The organism is Carnobacteriaceae bacterium zg-84 (genome assembly GCA_013874835.1).
Classification (GTDB): Bacteria; Bacillota; Bacilli; order Lactobacillales; family Aerococcaceae; genus WM01.
This window is the reverse complement of sequence record CP059430.1, coordinates 1,505,358-1,520,454: the sequence shown is the minus strand read 5'-3', so window position 1 is coordinate 1,520,454 and position 15,097 is coordinate 1,505,358. Positions and strand designations below refer to the sequence as shown.

General features: G+C 32.5%; 12 protein-coding genes and 1 other RNA gene. 11 read left to right on the top strand and 2 right to left on the bottom strand.

Annotated features, from left to right (window positions below; translation table 11 throughout):
* Position 1: 1 nt before the first annotated feature.
* The 3 genes from H1220_07110 to H1220_07100 all read left to right on the top strand — a co-directional run bounded on the left by H1220_07110 (position 2) and on the right by H1220_07100 (position 3,794).
* On the top strand, positions 2-1,297 hold the full coding sequence (locus H1220_07110; GenBank protein ID QMI85480.1) for a bifunctional folylpolyglutamate synthase/dihydrofolate synthase: 1,296 nt from the start codon (positions 2-4) through the stop codon (positions 1,295-1,297).
* Positions 1,298-1,324: 27 nt separating this feature from the next.
* Positions 1,325-2,866, top strand: a complete 1,542-nt coding sequence (hutH, locus tag H1220_07105; GenBank protein ID QMI85479.1) for a histidine ammonia-lyase — start codon at positions 1,325-1,327, stop codon at positions 2,864-2,866.
* Between the two features lie 79 nt (positions 2,867-2,945).
* The gene (locus tag H1220_07100) at positions 2,946-3,794 is read left to right on the top strand and encodes a formate/nitrite transporter family protein (protein ID QMI86686.1); all 849 of its coding nucleotides are present in this window, start codon (positions 2,946-2,948) and stop codon (positions 3,792-3,794) included.
* An 88-nt stretch (positions 3,795-3,882) separates the two neighbouring features.
* On the opposite strand, the gene ssrA is transcribed toward H1220_07100, so the two are convergent.
* Positions 3,883-4,249: a transfer-messenger RNA gene (gene ssrA, locus H1220_07095) on the bottom strand.
* A gap of 596 nt (positions 4,250-4,845) precedes the next feature.
* On the opposite strand from ssrA, the gene H1220_07090 reads away from it, so the two are divergent.
* From H1220_07090 to H1220_07080, 3 genes are all read left to right on the top strand, one after another.
* On the top strand, positions 4,846-5,940 hold the full coding sequence (locus tag H1220_07090) for a glycerol dehydrogenase (GenBank protein ID QMI85478.1): 1,095 nt from the start codon (positions 4,846-4,848) through the stop codon (positions 5,938-5,940).
* Between the two features lie 186 nt (positions 5,941-6,126).
* Entirely contained in the window at positions 6,127-6,474 is a 348-nt protein-coding gene (locus tag H1220_07085; protein ID QMI85477.1) for an arsenic metallochaperone ArsD family protein, read from the top strand.
* On the top strand, positions 6,434-7,282 hold the full coding sequence (locus H1220_07080) for a lipoate--protein ligase family protein (GenBank protein ID QMI85476.1): 849 nt from the start codon (positions 6,434-6,436) through the stop codon (positions 7,280-7,282). The genes H1220_07085 and H1220_07080 overlap by 41 nt, the downstream gene beginning before the upstream one ends.
* A 31-nt stretch (positions 7,283-7,313) precedes the next feature.
* On the opposite strand, the gene H1220_07075 is transcribed toward H1220_07080, so the two are convergent.
* On the bottom strand, positions 7,314-7,841 hold the full coding sequence (locus H1220_07075; protein QMI85475.1) for a TetR/AcrR family transcriptional regulator C-terminal domain-containing protein: 528 nt from the start codon (positions 7,839-7,841) through the stop codon (positions 7,314-7,316).
* A gap of 120 nt (positions 7,842-7,961) precedes the next feature.
* On the opposite strand from H1220_07075, the gene H1220_07070 reads away from it, so the two are divergent.
* The 5 genes from H1220_07070 (at position 7,962) to rsmG (ending at position 15,095) form a co-directional block, all read left to right on the top strand.
* Positions 7,962-8,663, top strand: coding sequence for an ABC transporter ATP-binding protein (locus tag H1220_07070; GenBank protein QMI85474.1), 702 nt, complete (start codon positions 7,962-7,964; stop codon positions 8,661-8,663).
* Positions 8,664-8,668: 5 nt separating this feature from the next.
* The gene (locus H1220_07065; GenBank protein ID QMI85473.1) at positions 8,669-11,683 is read left to right on the top strand and encodes an FtsX-like permease family protein; all 3,015 of its coding nucleotides are present in this window, start codon (positions 8,669-8,671) and stop codon (positions 11,681-11,683) included.
* Between the two features lie 92 nt (positions 11,684-11,775).
* The gene (glmU, locus tag H1220_07060) at positions 11,776-13,152 is read left to right on the top strand and encodes a bifunctional UDP-N-acetylglucosamine diphosphorylase/glucosamine-1-phosphate N-acetyltransferase GlmU (GenBank protein QMI85472.1); all 1,377 of its coding nucleotides are present in this window, start codon (positions 11,776-11,778) and stop codon (positions 13,150-13,152) included.
* 92 nt (positions 13,153-13,244) lie between these two features.
* Complete coding sequence (locus H1220_07055; GenBank protein QMI85471.1) at positions 13,245-14,225, top strand: ribose-phosphate diphosphokinase; 981 nt, start codon at positions 13,245-13,247, stop codon at positions 14,223-14,225.
* 150 nt (positions 14,226-14,375) lie between these two features.
* Positions 14,376-15,095: a 16S rRNA (guanine(527)-N(7))-methyltransferase RsmG gene (gene rsmG / locus H1220_07050; GenBank protein QMI85470.1), complete on the top strand. Its 720-nt coding sequence runs from the start codon at positions 14,376-14,378 to the stop codon at positions 15,093-15,095.
* Positions 15,096-15,097: the final 2 nt, after the last annotated feature.

The window sequence follows — 15,097 nt, the reverse complement described above, 5'->3', positions numbered from 1 at the left end:
AATGTCAATGAATATTGAAGAAGCGTTAGCATGGATTCACTCAAGAGTGACACTTGCCCCAAGATTAGGATTGGAAAGAGTGGAAACATTATTAGAAATGGTTGATAATCCGCATCGTGCTATTCCAACTATTCACATTGCTGGAACGAATGGGAAAGGTTCAACAGTAACATACTTACGTTATATGCTAGAAGAATTAGGTTTAACTGTTGGAACGTTTACTTCACCATATATAGAAGCCTTTAACGAACGGATTGCCATCAATGGCGTTCATATTACAGATGAAAAAATTATTGAATATGTTCAAAAATATAAACCTTTAGTTGAAAAAATGGATACAATATCTGAATTATCAGGTATAACAGAATTTGAAATATTGACAGTAATCGCATTTGATTACTTTAAAGAAACAAAAGTAGATATTCTACTATTAGAAGTTGGTTTAGGTGGCTTGTTGGATAGTACAAATGTTATATCTCCAATTTTAACAGCTATCACTACCATTGGGTTAGATCATATAGATATTTTAGGTCATACATTAGAAGAAATTGCTGCACAAAAATCCGGTATTATTAAGCAAGGTATTCCGGTTGTTACAGGAAATATTGTTTCGTCCGCTTTACAAGTCATTGAAGAAACAGCACATAACAAAAATAGTCGCATATATATGCTAAATCGTGATTATCAAGTGACGTATGTGCCACAAGAAGAAAACTGGGGTGAATGCTTTAATTTTTCAAATCAGACTTGTCATCTTGATAAACTTTTTGTTTCTTTACTTGGTAAACATCAAGTGGAAAATGCGGGATTAGCTGTACAGCTCTTCTGTGTGTATTGTCAAGAACAAAATGTTCTTTTTAAAGAGGAATATGTTTATGCAGGCTTATCCAAAGCGTTTTGGCCTGCACGTATGGAAAAAGTATTAACAGAACCTGATATTATTTTAGATGGTGCACATAATGTTCATGCAATGTTACGTTTGGTGGATAATATTGAAAACAAATTTACAAAAGAAAATCTCACAATTTTATTTTCTGCTTTAACAACAAAAGATATTCATGAGATGATTGGAATGCTGAAGAATATTCCGCATGTTAAACTTGTGTTAACGACATTCGATTATCCAAAAGCGATGACTTTAGAAGATGTTGAACAATATCGTCAAGAAGGTATTTGTACGATTGATGACTGGCAAAATTTTGTCAATGTGTATAAAAAAGAAAGTAGTGCTGAAAGTACCTTATTGATTACAGGTTCATTATATTTTGTTTCTCAAGTAAGAGCATTTTTAAAATAAATCAATAGATAGGGACGGTTGAAAATTATGACAAATGTTGTTGTATTAGATGGAAATAGTTTAACACTAGATGAAGTTGTTGATGTAGCTCGTTTTTATGCTAAATGTGAAATAAAAGAAGATGCAAAAGCAGCTGTTATTGAATCAAGAAGAATTGTTGATGACATCGTAAGAGAAAAACGTGTTGTTTATGGTGTTAATACAGGATTTGGTTCATTATGTAATGTGAGTATTTCTCCAGAAGATACTGCACAGTTACAAGAAAACCTGATTCGCACACATTCAAGCGGATTCGGTGATCCATTTCCAGAAGATGTAGTACGTGCTATTATGTTAATTCGTGTAAATTCGTTATTGAAAGGTTGTTCAGGTATTCGTTTGAGTACCATTGAAGCATTGATAGGTATGCTGAATGCAGGTGTACATCCTTTTATCCCTGAAAAAGGATCGCTAGGAGCATCTGGAGATTTAGCACCATTATCACACATGGTATTGCCTTTATTAGGTTTAGGTAAAGCATATTATAAAGGTGAATTATTACCGGGTAGACAAGCAATGGAGAAAGCAGGGCTAGAAATTATTGAGTTAAGTGCAAAAGAAGGGTTAGCCTTAATCAATGGGACAACGGTATTAACTGGTGTTGGAGCACTAGCAACATATGATGCCATTGAATTATTAAAATTATCAGATATTGCAGGAGCATTATCTTTAGAAGTACATAATGGTATTTCAAGTCCATTTGAAGAAGATTTACATACAATTCGCCCTCAAAGTGGACAATTAGCGACAGCTCGTAATATTCGTCACTTAATTAAAGATAGTGCACATACAACGGTTGCCACACCAACACGTGTACAAGATCCATATACATTGCGTTGTATTCCGCAAATTCATGGTGCAAGTAAAGATAGTGTTGCTTATGTAAAAGAAAAAGTTGAAATTGAAATCAACTCTGTTACAGATAACCCAATTATTACTAAAGACGGTAAAGTCATTTCTGGAGGTAATTTCCATGGTGAACCATTGGCGCAGCCATTTGATTTTTTAGGCATTGCTGTATCGGAAATTGGGAATGTTTCTGAGCGCCGTGTTGAACGTTTAGTTAACTCTCAATTAAGTAAATTACCATCATTCTTAGTGAAATATCCAGGGTTAAATTCAGGATTTATGATTACGCAATATGCTTGTGCATCATTGGCATCAGAAAATAAAATTTTATCACATCCAGCAAGTGTAGACTCTATCCCGTCTTGTGAAAATCAAGAGGACTTTGTCAGCATGGGAACAACAGCCGCTCGTAAAGCTGCTGAAATTGTAAAAAATTCAAGACGTATTGTTGCCACAGAAATTATGGCAGCATGTCAAGCTTTAGATTTGAAAGAACAAACAACACAATTAGGAGCAGGAACGCAAGCTGCGTACGATACATTTAGAAAATTTGTCAATGTGATTGAATACGATAAAGATATTGAAATATATGAAGAATTAAATAAAGCAACAGAAGCATTACAAAGTGGTGCCTTATTAAAAGCTGTTGAATCAGTTGTTGATTTATCTATTCAATTTTAGACTAAAAAACGTAACAGGCATGGAAAAGAGTGTCCTGCCTGTTACGTTTTTATGTTATAATGTAGATGTTGTTTGTGAAATGGCCGTGTCTTTATGTGATTATATTCACAAGCAGAAAAAGAAAGGAGATGTTATAAATTTGTTTTTAACTAAAATAGAAAAAGTTTGTCATAAAAAAGAAGAGTTATTTGATAACAGTAAATCACGCTATGCAATGCGCTCAATTTTTGCTGGAGTATTTTTAACAATGAGTACAGCAGGAGGAGCTTATGCAGCTGAAAAAATAAGCCATATTCATCCAGATTTAGGTAAGTTCATGTTTTCGTTTTTATTTGCATGGGGACTTATTTATATTTTATTTTTAAATGCTGAATTAGCAACATCAAATATGATGTACTTAACAGCAGGCGTGTATCATAAATATATATCACTTAAAAAAGCTATTATTATTTTATTTTACTGTTTATTGTTTAATTTGATAGGTGCCATGCTTATTGGATATTTATTCGCACATTCTAGTGCATTTTCTCATATAAAACCAGATAATTTCATTGTGTCATCTATTGTTCAAACCAAAGTACTTAGAACACCTGAATTGATTGTATTAGAAGGTATATTGGCAAATATTTTTGTGAATGTTGCTATTTTAGCATATTTATTTATCGAAAAACCAGGTGCAAAAATTGCTGTTGTTTTATCTGCTATTTTCTTATTTGTTTATTTAGGAGAAGAACACGTTGTAGCTAATTTTGCTTCTTTTTCTATTGTGAAATTTAACGATATTGCACAGCAATTAGATTATTTTACATGGTTCAATATAGTAAAACAATGGCTATTTGCCTTTATTGGTAACTATATCGGTGGAGGACTTGTCATTGGTCTTGCTTATGCATGGTTAAATAAAACCAATTCAAAATATATAGACTAATAATGTAAAAGATATTATTGTATTGATGAAAAAAGAGAATGAACATGAATTTTTTTAAGAGATTCATGTTCATTCTTTTTTCTTATGAATATGGAAGCGGCGGGAGTCGAACCCGCGTCCAAACATATTGCCACAATCAATTCTACAATTATAGTTTATCTATTTATATTTCACTTCTTTTTAGCCAATAAACAGGCATTAAAAGTTGCTAATCTGATAAATCTCTTTTACGCACTCCAGATGTAAGTTTGTAACGTATCCCATTCATTTAAGACCTGTCACTTACTCATGGGAGAAGTAAGGCAGATCTTCGCTCACTGTTTTTTACGCAGCGAAAGCGAAAGAATTATTTTGTGTTTTGTCAGTTATATTTAAACTGTGATGTTTTAACGTAGCCATCGCCTACGAATTGCCTTAACTGTTCAAACTATGCCTGTCGAATCCGTAACGCCCCCAAGTTATATAAATTCATTATATAGGAAAGTCATTAAAAGTCAAAGTAAAAAGCTACCGTCTTTTTCAGATGAAAAATAAATGCGACTCTAATAAATGGTATTTATCATTTTGAAAATATAATGATATGTATTATGAACGATTATTTTTTGGTATCATATAAAAATGTGTGTATTAAAGAAAGATTTATCGCCTAATATAATAAATTTAGTATTGTTTTATCAACCAAACTATAATTGTTGTATAGTGTTGGAAGTTAGGAAATAAAGAAAAGTCTAACATTTAATCACTTTGTATCAACGTTGGAGTGAAAAATATTAGTTATTTTTATGGTATACTCAGAAAAAATCATAAACTTATAGATTATATATAGCTTTTTGTTTTGTGTAAATTTTAACATAATTAATTTGAATAAAACTATCTACAAGACAATGTAGGGTATTGAAATTTTATTTATTATTAAAACAGTATTTCATATTTTTATAAAATAAAAACGCTTGCGAAAAGTAGGATTTTGATGTATGATTTAATTAAATAAAGGCAAAAAAGCTTTTTTTAATACATAATGTGAAAGTAATCACATAGAAAGAAGGAAATTATGAAAGTTTTTGCAAGTCCATCTCGTTATATTCAAGGAAAGGATGTTTTATTTACAAGCTTAGATCATATTAAAGCATTAGGAACAAAACCACTCGTACTTTGTGATGATGTTGTATATGATATTGTAGGAAAAAAATATTTAACTGCATTATCAGAAAATGAGTTCAGTGCAACTCGAGTAGCATTTAATGGTGAAGCATCAGATAATGAAGTGAATCGTGTTGTAGCAGTAGGGAAAGCAGAAGGAAACGATGTTGTCATTGGTCTTGGTGGTGGTAAAACATTAGATAGTGCCAAAGCGATTGCTGATTTAATGGGAGTACCAGTAGTTATTGCACCAACAATTGCTTCAACAGATGCTCCATGTTCTGCTTTATCTGTTATTTATACAGATGAAGGTGCATTTGATAAATATATTTTCTATTCTAAAAACCCAGAACTAGTCGTTGTGGATACAAAAGTTATTAGTCAAGCACCAACACGTTTATTAGCCTCAGGTATTGCTGATGGATTGGCAACATGGGTAGAAGCTCGTGCTGTTTTACAAAAAAATGGTGAAACAATGGCAGGAGGTTATCAAACACTTGCAGGTATTGCAATTGCACAAACATGTGAACGTACATTGTTTGCTAAAGGATTAGAAGCAATGGCAAGTAATAAAGCAAAAGTTGTGACAAAAGCATTAGAAGAAGTAGTTGAAGCTAACACATTGTTAAGTGGTCTTGGTTTTGAAAGTGCTGGTTTGGCAGCTGCACACGCTATTCATAATGGATTCACAGCTTTAACAGGAGATATCCATCATTTAACACATGGTGAAAAAGTTGCGTATGGTACATTAACACAACTTGTATTAGAAAATGCTCCAAAAGAAGAATTAGATAAATACATTCATTTCTATCAATCACTTGGATTACCAACAACATTAAAAGAATTACATCTTGAAAATGCAAGTTATGAAGACTTATTAAAAGTTGGACAACAAGCAACTATTGAAGGGGAAACGATTCATCAAATGCCATTCAAAGTAACGGCAGAAGATGTAACGGCTGCTATTTTAGCTGTTGATGCTTACGTGACAAATTTAGCGAAATAAATGTGTTAATGCAAGAGCGATAAGGTTGGCTTATCGCTCTTTTTTTGGGTTCTTCTTCAAATCGTATTGGTCCAATACGATTTGAAGAAGAACCTTTTTATTGGCTAAAATAGACAATAATTCCATATTGTAAACGGATATGATAAGATACGTATAGACAGATTGATTTAAGAAAGGAATGTCATCATGAAAATTGAAGTATTTGATAAATTAGTGAATGAAACTGATGATTTTGATACTCGACAAGAAGTACAACGTGTTGAGTTAATTCTTGAAGGCTTAGGTAGTTTAGATAGTTTTGAAACAGCTTATGTGGTTTATGGAAAAGATGTATTTCCTGAAAAAGTTGAAACATTGATAAATGAACAAACAAATAACATTTTACCTCTAACATATATTGATGATGTGTTAGTGAAACAATCAGCACATTTAACAAATGAAGAATTTATAACACATAGTGGCATTGAATTTAGTATCGAAGAAGAGCATGAACATGATTGTAATGGAGGATGTTGTTGTGGACATCACCACTAATTTTAAAACGCCTTTATATGTGTTTGAAGATAAAATGATGATTTCTGAACAACTATACCAACCATTTGCTTGGGGAGATGTTTTTTTACGTGAAGTAAATCGTAACATTAACCAAACAATTTTACACATTTGGCCAATGCAAGATACTGTTATTTTAGGTATGCTAGATAGACGCTTGCCATATTGTGACAAAGGCATTAAACATATTCGCACGCATGGCTATCGTGCTGTTGTACGAAATGTGGGAGGATTAGCTGTTGTTGCGGATGAAGGGATTTTGAATTTTTCATTTGTGATACCAAAATTAAAATATGACAAATTCTCTATTCAAGATGGTTATTTATTTATGACAACATTTATTCAGGAATTATTAAAACCATATAAAGCATCTGTGGAGTATCGTTTAATTGAACATTCTTATTGTCCTGGAGATTTTGATTTAAGTATAAATGGGAAAAAATTCGCAGGTATTGCACAAAGACGATTTAAAGAGGGTGTGTCTATTTCTGTTTATTTAAGCGTGTGTGGTAATCAACAAAAAAGAGGAGAACTTATTAGAGATTTTTACGTTTCAGGTTTGCAAGACGAAGAAACGACCTTTAAATTTCCAGAGGTTCACCCAGAGGTTATGGCAAATTTATCCGATTTATTGGACGTATCATTGACCGTCAATGATTTAAAAATGGCGATGATCGATTTATTAGTATCTAAAAATGTTGATTTAAAAACTTTTCAAATAACAGATACTCTAAGAAAAGAATACCACTCTTTTTATGAAAAAATGATTGAAAGAAATAAAAAAGTATAAGACCTATTTGAAATGATTTCGATAGGTCTTTTTATATACTATTTAAAATTTGTGCCATTTCTTGAGGTGTTTCATTTGCACCCGTTTTTATCCAATAAAGGATAATTGCCTCCATGCTGGAGAAAAAAACCTCTTTAGCATATAGGAACGGAAGACTTTTATATTGTGAAATTTTTTGATGTAAAACAGGTGCTACTTTTAATAATTCTTCTAGGAATTTTCGGATTTCTATTGCTAAATGGACGCTTTGGTTCATAGATAATGCATAAATGAAATCAAAATTTTTCTTTAAATAAGTTAAAGCCTCGATAATAATATCAATTGTATGTTCATTTGGATTATCAATAAGAATAATATTAAATAGATTAGAGGTCAATTCTTGTTTTAATTGTTCTAATAAATCGTATTTATCAAGATAATGCAAATAAAATGTGCCACGGTTGATACGTGCTTCTCGTGTTATCATGCTGATAGTAATAGTTTCAAAATCATGTTTTAATAGTAATGTTGTAAAGACTTTTTTTATAAGGGTTTTTGTTTCTGTGTGACGTTGTTGCATTGTATCTCCTTTATATGAACACTTTGAAATGGATTGTTTATTGCTTTTTAGATATGCTGATTATATACTGAAGGTAGTATTAAATCAACATGTTGTTTATTTAACAGAAAGAGGATATAAATGTCTTATATTGAAATGAAGCATAGCTATAAACGCTATCAAGTCGGAGAAACAGAAATTATTGCAAATCGTGATGTGACGTTTTCTATTGAAAAAGGCGAACTTGTGATTATACTAGGTGCATCGGGTGCAGGTAAATCAACAGTATTAAATATTTTAGGTGGAATGGATACGAACGATGAGGGAGAAATTATTATCGACGGTATTCATATAGAACGATATTCAAAAAAAGAATTAACGACATATAGACGAGAAGATGTTGGTTTTGTTTTTCAATTTTATAACTTAGTAGGAAATTTAACAGCAAAAGAAAATGTTGAATTGGCATCTGAAATTGTTAAAGATGCTTTAGACGCACAAATGGTATTAAAGGATGTTGGTTTAGAAAACCGTATCCATAACTTTCCTGCTCAATTATCTGGTGGAGAGCAGCAACGTGTAGCAATCGCTAGAGCAGTTGCTAAAAACCCTAAAATTTTATTATGTGATGAACCAACTGGAGCATTAGATTATCAAACCGGAAAACATATTTTGCAGATTTTACAAAACATGGCACGAGAAAAAGGAACGACAGTTATTATTGTGACACACAATAGTGCATTAGCCCCTATTGCAGATCGAGTGATTTATATGCATGATGCGAGTGTGAAGAATATTGTAGTGAATGAGAAACCTAAAGATATTCAAGAATTGGAGTATTAAAAGGTATGAAAAGAAAAATATTTTGGAAAGATATTCGGCAATCGTTTTCTAAATCAAAAGGGCGCTTTTTGTCGATCATTTCGTTAATGGCATTAGGTTCTTTTGCTTTAGTAGGTTTAAAAGTGACAGCACCAGATATGCAAGTAACCGGGCAACACTATTTTAAAACACATCAAACGGCAGATATAAGTGTGTTAAGTGACTATGGTTTAGATAAGGACGACCAAGATTTATTAGAAACACTTTTTCAACAAGCGTTCATTGAATATGGTTATTTTAGTGATGTATTATTAAAAGATACGACTCAAACGTATCGCTTGCTGTCAAAACCAAAAAATATTTCACAATACGAGCTGGTTGAAGGGCGCTTGCCTGAAAAAGAAGATGAAATTGCTGTGTTTGATATGCAAAAAGATAAAGTGGCACTATCGGATACATTGACTTTTGAAGCAAGAGAACAAGATAAATTAAACAATCATACATTTAAAGTGGTCGGGTATATACGGTCAACGGATATATTATCTAAAGTTGATTTAGGTGTGACAACTGTTGGAACAGGAGAGTTATCTGCTTATGGTATTGTGACAGAAAAAGTATTTGACAGTTCGGTTTATATGATTGCGCGTTTATCTTACCACGATTTAGTAGGTGCCAATCCGTACCAAGAAATGTATTTACAAAAGGTACACGCATACAAAGAAACAGTGCAAACATTGTTGAAGCAACAACCTAAAAAGAGATTGGATAGTATCGTATCTAAGACACAAGAAATAATCGATGAAAAAGAAAGTGACTTAAAGAATGCTAAACAAACGTTAACAGATGCACATTCACAATTAGAAGATGCCAAAGAACGTATTGATGAGGGGAAAGAAAAGCTTGAACAAGCCAAAGAAACATTACAACAAAGGAAAATTCAACTAGATAATGCACGTGAAGAGCTTGCCATTGCTCAATTTCAACTTGATGAAACTTATCAAATGCTACAAGAAAAAGAAGTAGCACTTCAAAAAGCGATTGCTATTTTACCAAAAGAACAATGGGAACAACAAGCTGTACAATTAGAAACTGGAAAACAATCTTATGAACAAGGACAAGCCCAGTTAAATGAACAAATAGAGCAATACACAAACGGTGTATCAGAGTATGAGCAAGGACTAAAAACTCTTCAAGAAAAAGAAAGAGATTTATCGATAAATGAAGAATCACTTACAAATAAACGGCAAGAGTATTTTGTACAAAAACAAAAAGCGGATGTTGATATAAGTGATGGAGAACAAAAATTAGCAGATGCTAAAGAAAAATTGAGCGTATTAGAAGAACCTGTTTATCATGTGTATACTAGACGAGAAACACCGTGGTCAGCCGGATATCGTTCGTATGAAAGTAATGCAAATGTGATTGATGCTGTTGGAAATATCTTTCCCATTGTTTTGTATTTTGTAGCTGCATTAGTAACATTTACGACAATGACACGTTTTGTTGATGAAGAACGTTTGATTATAGGGACGTTTAAAGCATTGGGTTATACCGATAAAGATATTTATAAAAAATTTATAATATACGGCTTTACAGCAAGTATGATTGGTACACTAATTGGTGTTTTACTAGGGCATATTGTTCTTCCGAATGTTATTTATGATACGTATAGTCATAGTGTAAGTATCCCCAAAATTGAACTATATATTTATCCGGAATATATTTTCTTGTCATGCCTGTTAGCTTTCATTAGTGCTGTTTTACCTGCGTATTTAGTTGTTAAAAAAGAATTAAATGCTAAACCGGCACAATTATTGTTGCCAAAACCTCCTGTCGTATCGGGGGCAAAAATTTTATTGGAGTATGTAACACCTATTTGGTCACGTATGAGTTTTACACAAAAAGTAACAGCTCGTAATATTTTCCGATATAAAAAACGTATGTTGATGACTATTTTTGGTGTATCTGGTTCGATAGCACTTTTATATACGGGATTAGGTATTCGTTCATCCATTGAAGAATTGAGTACAAAACAGTTTGGTGATATTGTGATATACGATATGATTGTGGCACAAAAAAATCATATGACATCACAAGAAAAAATAGATTTATCTCATGCATTGTCATCTTCTGATGTGTCATCTTTTTTACCGACATATTCTCAAACATTGATAAAAGTTGCAGGAGTAAAAAAAGATGAACAACAAATAACAATGATTGCTGTTGATAATGAACAAAAAACAGCTTTTCAAGAGTATATAAAACTTCAAAATCGGCAAACACAAAAATCGATTGATTTAACAGATAGAGGTATTGTTTTATCGGAAAGATTGGCAATGTTACTAAATGTTAAGATTGGTGATACAGTTGTATTTCTTGATGAAAACAAAAATGAATGGAGCATGAAGATTTCAGGCATTACGGAAATGTATATGGGGCATTTTGCGTTTATTACGAAACACTATTATGAAGAAGTGTTCAATAAGCCATTCAAAATAAATGCGTATTTAGTGAAATCCATGGTTCATACAGACGAAAACATTCAAAAGAAAGCAACTGATTTTATGATGTTGAGTGGTGTCAAAGCTGTGGCACAAAATACAACGTATAAAAATCTCATTCAAACAGTTGTGACATCATTGAATAAAGTCATGTCGGTCTTGATTATATCGTCTGTGCTATTAGCTATTGTTATTTTATATAATTTAACTAATATCAATGTTGCTGAACGTATTCGAGAATTGTCAACGATTAAAGTATTAGGTTTTTATGATAAAGAAGTAACTTTATATATCTATAAAGAAACGATGTATTTATCTATTATTGGTGTTTTTGTTGGATTTGGATTAGGACATCTTTTGCATCAATATATTATTGGCATGGTACCACCAGATAATATTATGTTTAATCCAAATGTGGCAATGTATGTTTATATACTTCCTACTATTTTGCTGATACTACTACTCATTGGTTTAGGATATATTGTTCATCGTTATTTAAAAAAAGTAGATATGCTAGAAGCTTTAAAATCAGTTGAATAAATAATAAAAGAGGTGTTTTAGACGAACATCTCTTTTATCTTGTTGTAAAGTGGTATATACTATGTAAAGAGTAAAGAAAAAGGAGATGTAACATGAATAAATTTGCGATTATTTTAGCCGCAGGAAAAGGGACACGTATGAAGTCCTCGTTATATAAAGTTTTACATCATGTATGTGGAAAAGCAATGGTGGAGCATGTTGTTTCTCAAGTTGAAAAATCAGGCGTTAAAGAAATTGTAACGATTGTAGGCCATGGTGCTAATGATGTGAAAGATTTGATGAAAGATCGTTGTGTTTATGCGTTGCAAGAGGAACAATTAGGAACAGGCCATGCTGTAAAACAAGCGAAATCATTTTTAGGTGATAAAGATGGTATCACGATTGTGCTATGTGGCGATACACCACTTATTCAAGCAGAAACGATTGAAAAAGCAATGGCATATCATTTAGAAAAACAAGCGAAAGCAACCATTTTAACTGCAATTGCAGATGATCCAACTGGATATGGACGTGTCATTCGTGATGGAAATGGGCATGTTTTAAAAAATGTTGAGCATAAAGATGCAACAGAAGAAGAACGTTTGATTAAAGAAATTAATACAGGCACATATGTGTTTGATAATCGTGCTTTGTTTGAAGCGTTAGAATATGTTAATAATGATAATGCACAAGGAGAATATTATTTACCAGATGTGCTTGAAATTTTGAAAAACAATCAAGAAATCGTGACAGCTTATCAAATGGATTCTTTAGAAGAAAGTTTAGGTGTCAATGATAGAGTTGCTTTACAACAAGCGAATGTACTAATGCGGAAACGTATCAATGAACAACACATGAGAAATGGTGTAACACTAATTGATGCTAATGCGACATATATTGATAGTGATGTACAAATTGGCTCAGATACGATTATTGAACCAAATGTTTACTTAAAAGGAAAAACGGTGATTGGACAAAATTGTTTCATTGGTATGAATTCTGAATTAGTTGATATGACACTTGAAAATCATATCACGGTAAAATCTTCTTGTTTAGAAAAATCTTATATCCATTCTTTCTCAGATATTGGTCCAATGGCACATATTCGTCCGAATACAATTTTACATGAGCGTGTCCATGTTGGAAACTTTGTTGAAGTAAAAAATACAACGATTGGTAATGATACAAAAATGGGTCATTTAACGTATGTTGGAGATGCAACATTAGGTGAACGTATCAACGTTGGTTGTGGTACGGTTGTTGTGAATTATGATGGAAAAAATAAACATCATTCAACGATTGGTCACGATAGTTTTATAGGATGTAACGCTAATATCATTTCTCCGGTAACGATAGGAGATGGTGCGTTTATAGCTGCGGGTTCAACGATTACAAAAGATGTTCCTGATAATGCTCTTGCGATTGCTAGAGGAAAACAAGAAAATAAAAAAGATTATGCGACTAAACTTCCTTATGCGAAAAAAGATTAAAAAAAGTATGGTTTTTACTGGAAAAACGGTACCAATAGGAGTATTATAAGGGTAGTGTTAAAAAATAATTGTTATAATCGGAGGAATTCATAATGGTACATTATTCTGATCCAAAGTTGAAGATTTTTTCTCTAAGTTCAAATAGACCTTTAGCCGAAAAAATTGCTGAATCTGTTGGAGTAGAATTAGGGAAATTAACGGTCTCACATTTTAGCGATGGAGAGATTAAAGTCAATATTGAAGAAAGTATACGTGGCTGTCACGTTTATGTTGTACAGTCAACATCACATCCAGTCAATGATAATTTAATGGAATTATTGATTATGATTGATGCATTAAAACGTGCGAGTGCGAAAACAATCAATGTGATTATGCCATATTATGGTTATGCAAGACAAGACAGAAAAGCAAAACCGAGAGAACCAATCACATCAAAATTAGTAGCCAATATGATAACTCAAGCAGGAGCAGATCGCTTATTAACAGTTGATTTGCATGCTGCACAAATCCAAGGATTTTTTGATATTCCGGTAGACCATTTGTTAGGTGCTCCGTTACTGGCAAATTATTTCTTGGAAAAAGATTTAGATTTAGAAGAAGTTGTCGTGGTATCACCAGATCATGGTGGTGTAACACGTGCAAGAAAATTAGCTGAATTCTTAAAAGCACCGATTGCGATTATTGATAAACGTCGTCCGAAAGACAATGTTGCCGAAATTATGAACATTATTGGGAATGTTGAAGGGAAAACATGTATTTTGATTGACGATATGATTGATACAGCTGGAACTATTTCTCTAGCAGCGAATGCATTAAAAGAAGTAGGACATGCAACAGACGTTTATGTATGTTGTACGCATGCTGTGTTATCTGGCCCAGCAATTGAACGTTTAAATAACTCTATTATTAAAGAAGTTGTTGTGACGGATACGATTGATTTACCAGAAGAAAAACAAGGCGGAAAAATTGTGACGGTATCTGTTTCTGAATTGATGGCAGAAGCAATTACACGTATTCATGAAAATAGACCAGTCAGTCCACTATTCATTGAAAAATTTTCAAAACATAAATAATGAGTTCAAAGATGTGAAACAACGTTGAGTTGTTTCACGTCTTTTTTTGTTATATCTATATTTTTGCTTGAGTATAGAAAAATAGACGGATTTATGGTAAAGTATAAAGTGAGTTTTACTGTCTAAAAGAGCTCTATAAAGGAGAAGTGTATGACACCTGAACAGTTTATATTATTACTTGAAAAACAGGGTATTCATTTAACAAAAGAACAAGAAAAACAATATGATACGTATTATCGTATGCTTGTGGAATGGAATGAAAAGATGAATTTAACGGCTATTACAGACCAAGCCGATGTGTACTTGAAACATTTTTATGACTGCTTAACATTAGCCATTCATACAGATTTATTAAATGAACCCATTCGTGTTTGTGATGTTGGTGCAGGTGCAGGTTTTCCAAGTATACCATTAAAAATTGCACTACCACATTTGCATATAACCATTGTTGATTCATTAAATAAACGTATTACCTTTTTGAATGAGTTAGTTCGTGTATTAGCATTAAAAGACGTTGTTTGTTATCATGATAGAGCAGAACAATTTGGTCAAAATAAAGTATATCGTGAAACATTTGATATTGTAACCGCACGAGCTGTGGCAAGATTGAACTTATTAACAGAATTTTGTTTGCCCTTAGTGAAAAAAGGTGGCTATTTTGTGTCGATGAAAGCTGCTAGTACACAAGAAGAAAAAGAAGAAAGTCAAAAAGCAATCACATTATTAGGTGGACAATTAGTAGATGATATTTCTTTTGAATTACCGCAAGATGCGGGAAGTCGGCATATTATTATTGTGAAAAAGACAAAAGAAACACCAAATAAATATCCAAGAAAAGCTGGTATACCGGCTAAAAGTCCAATTAGATAGGA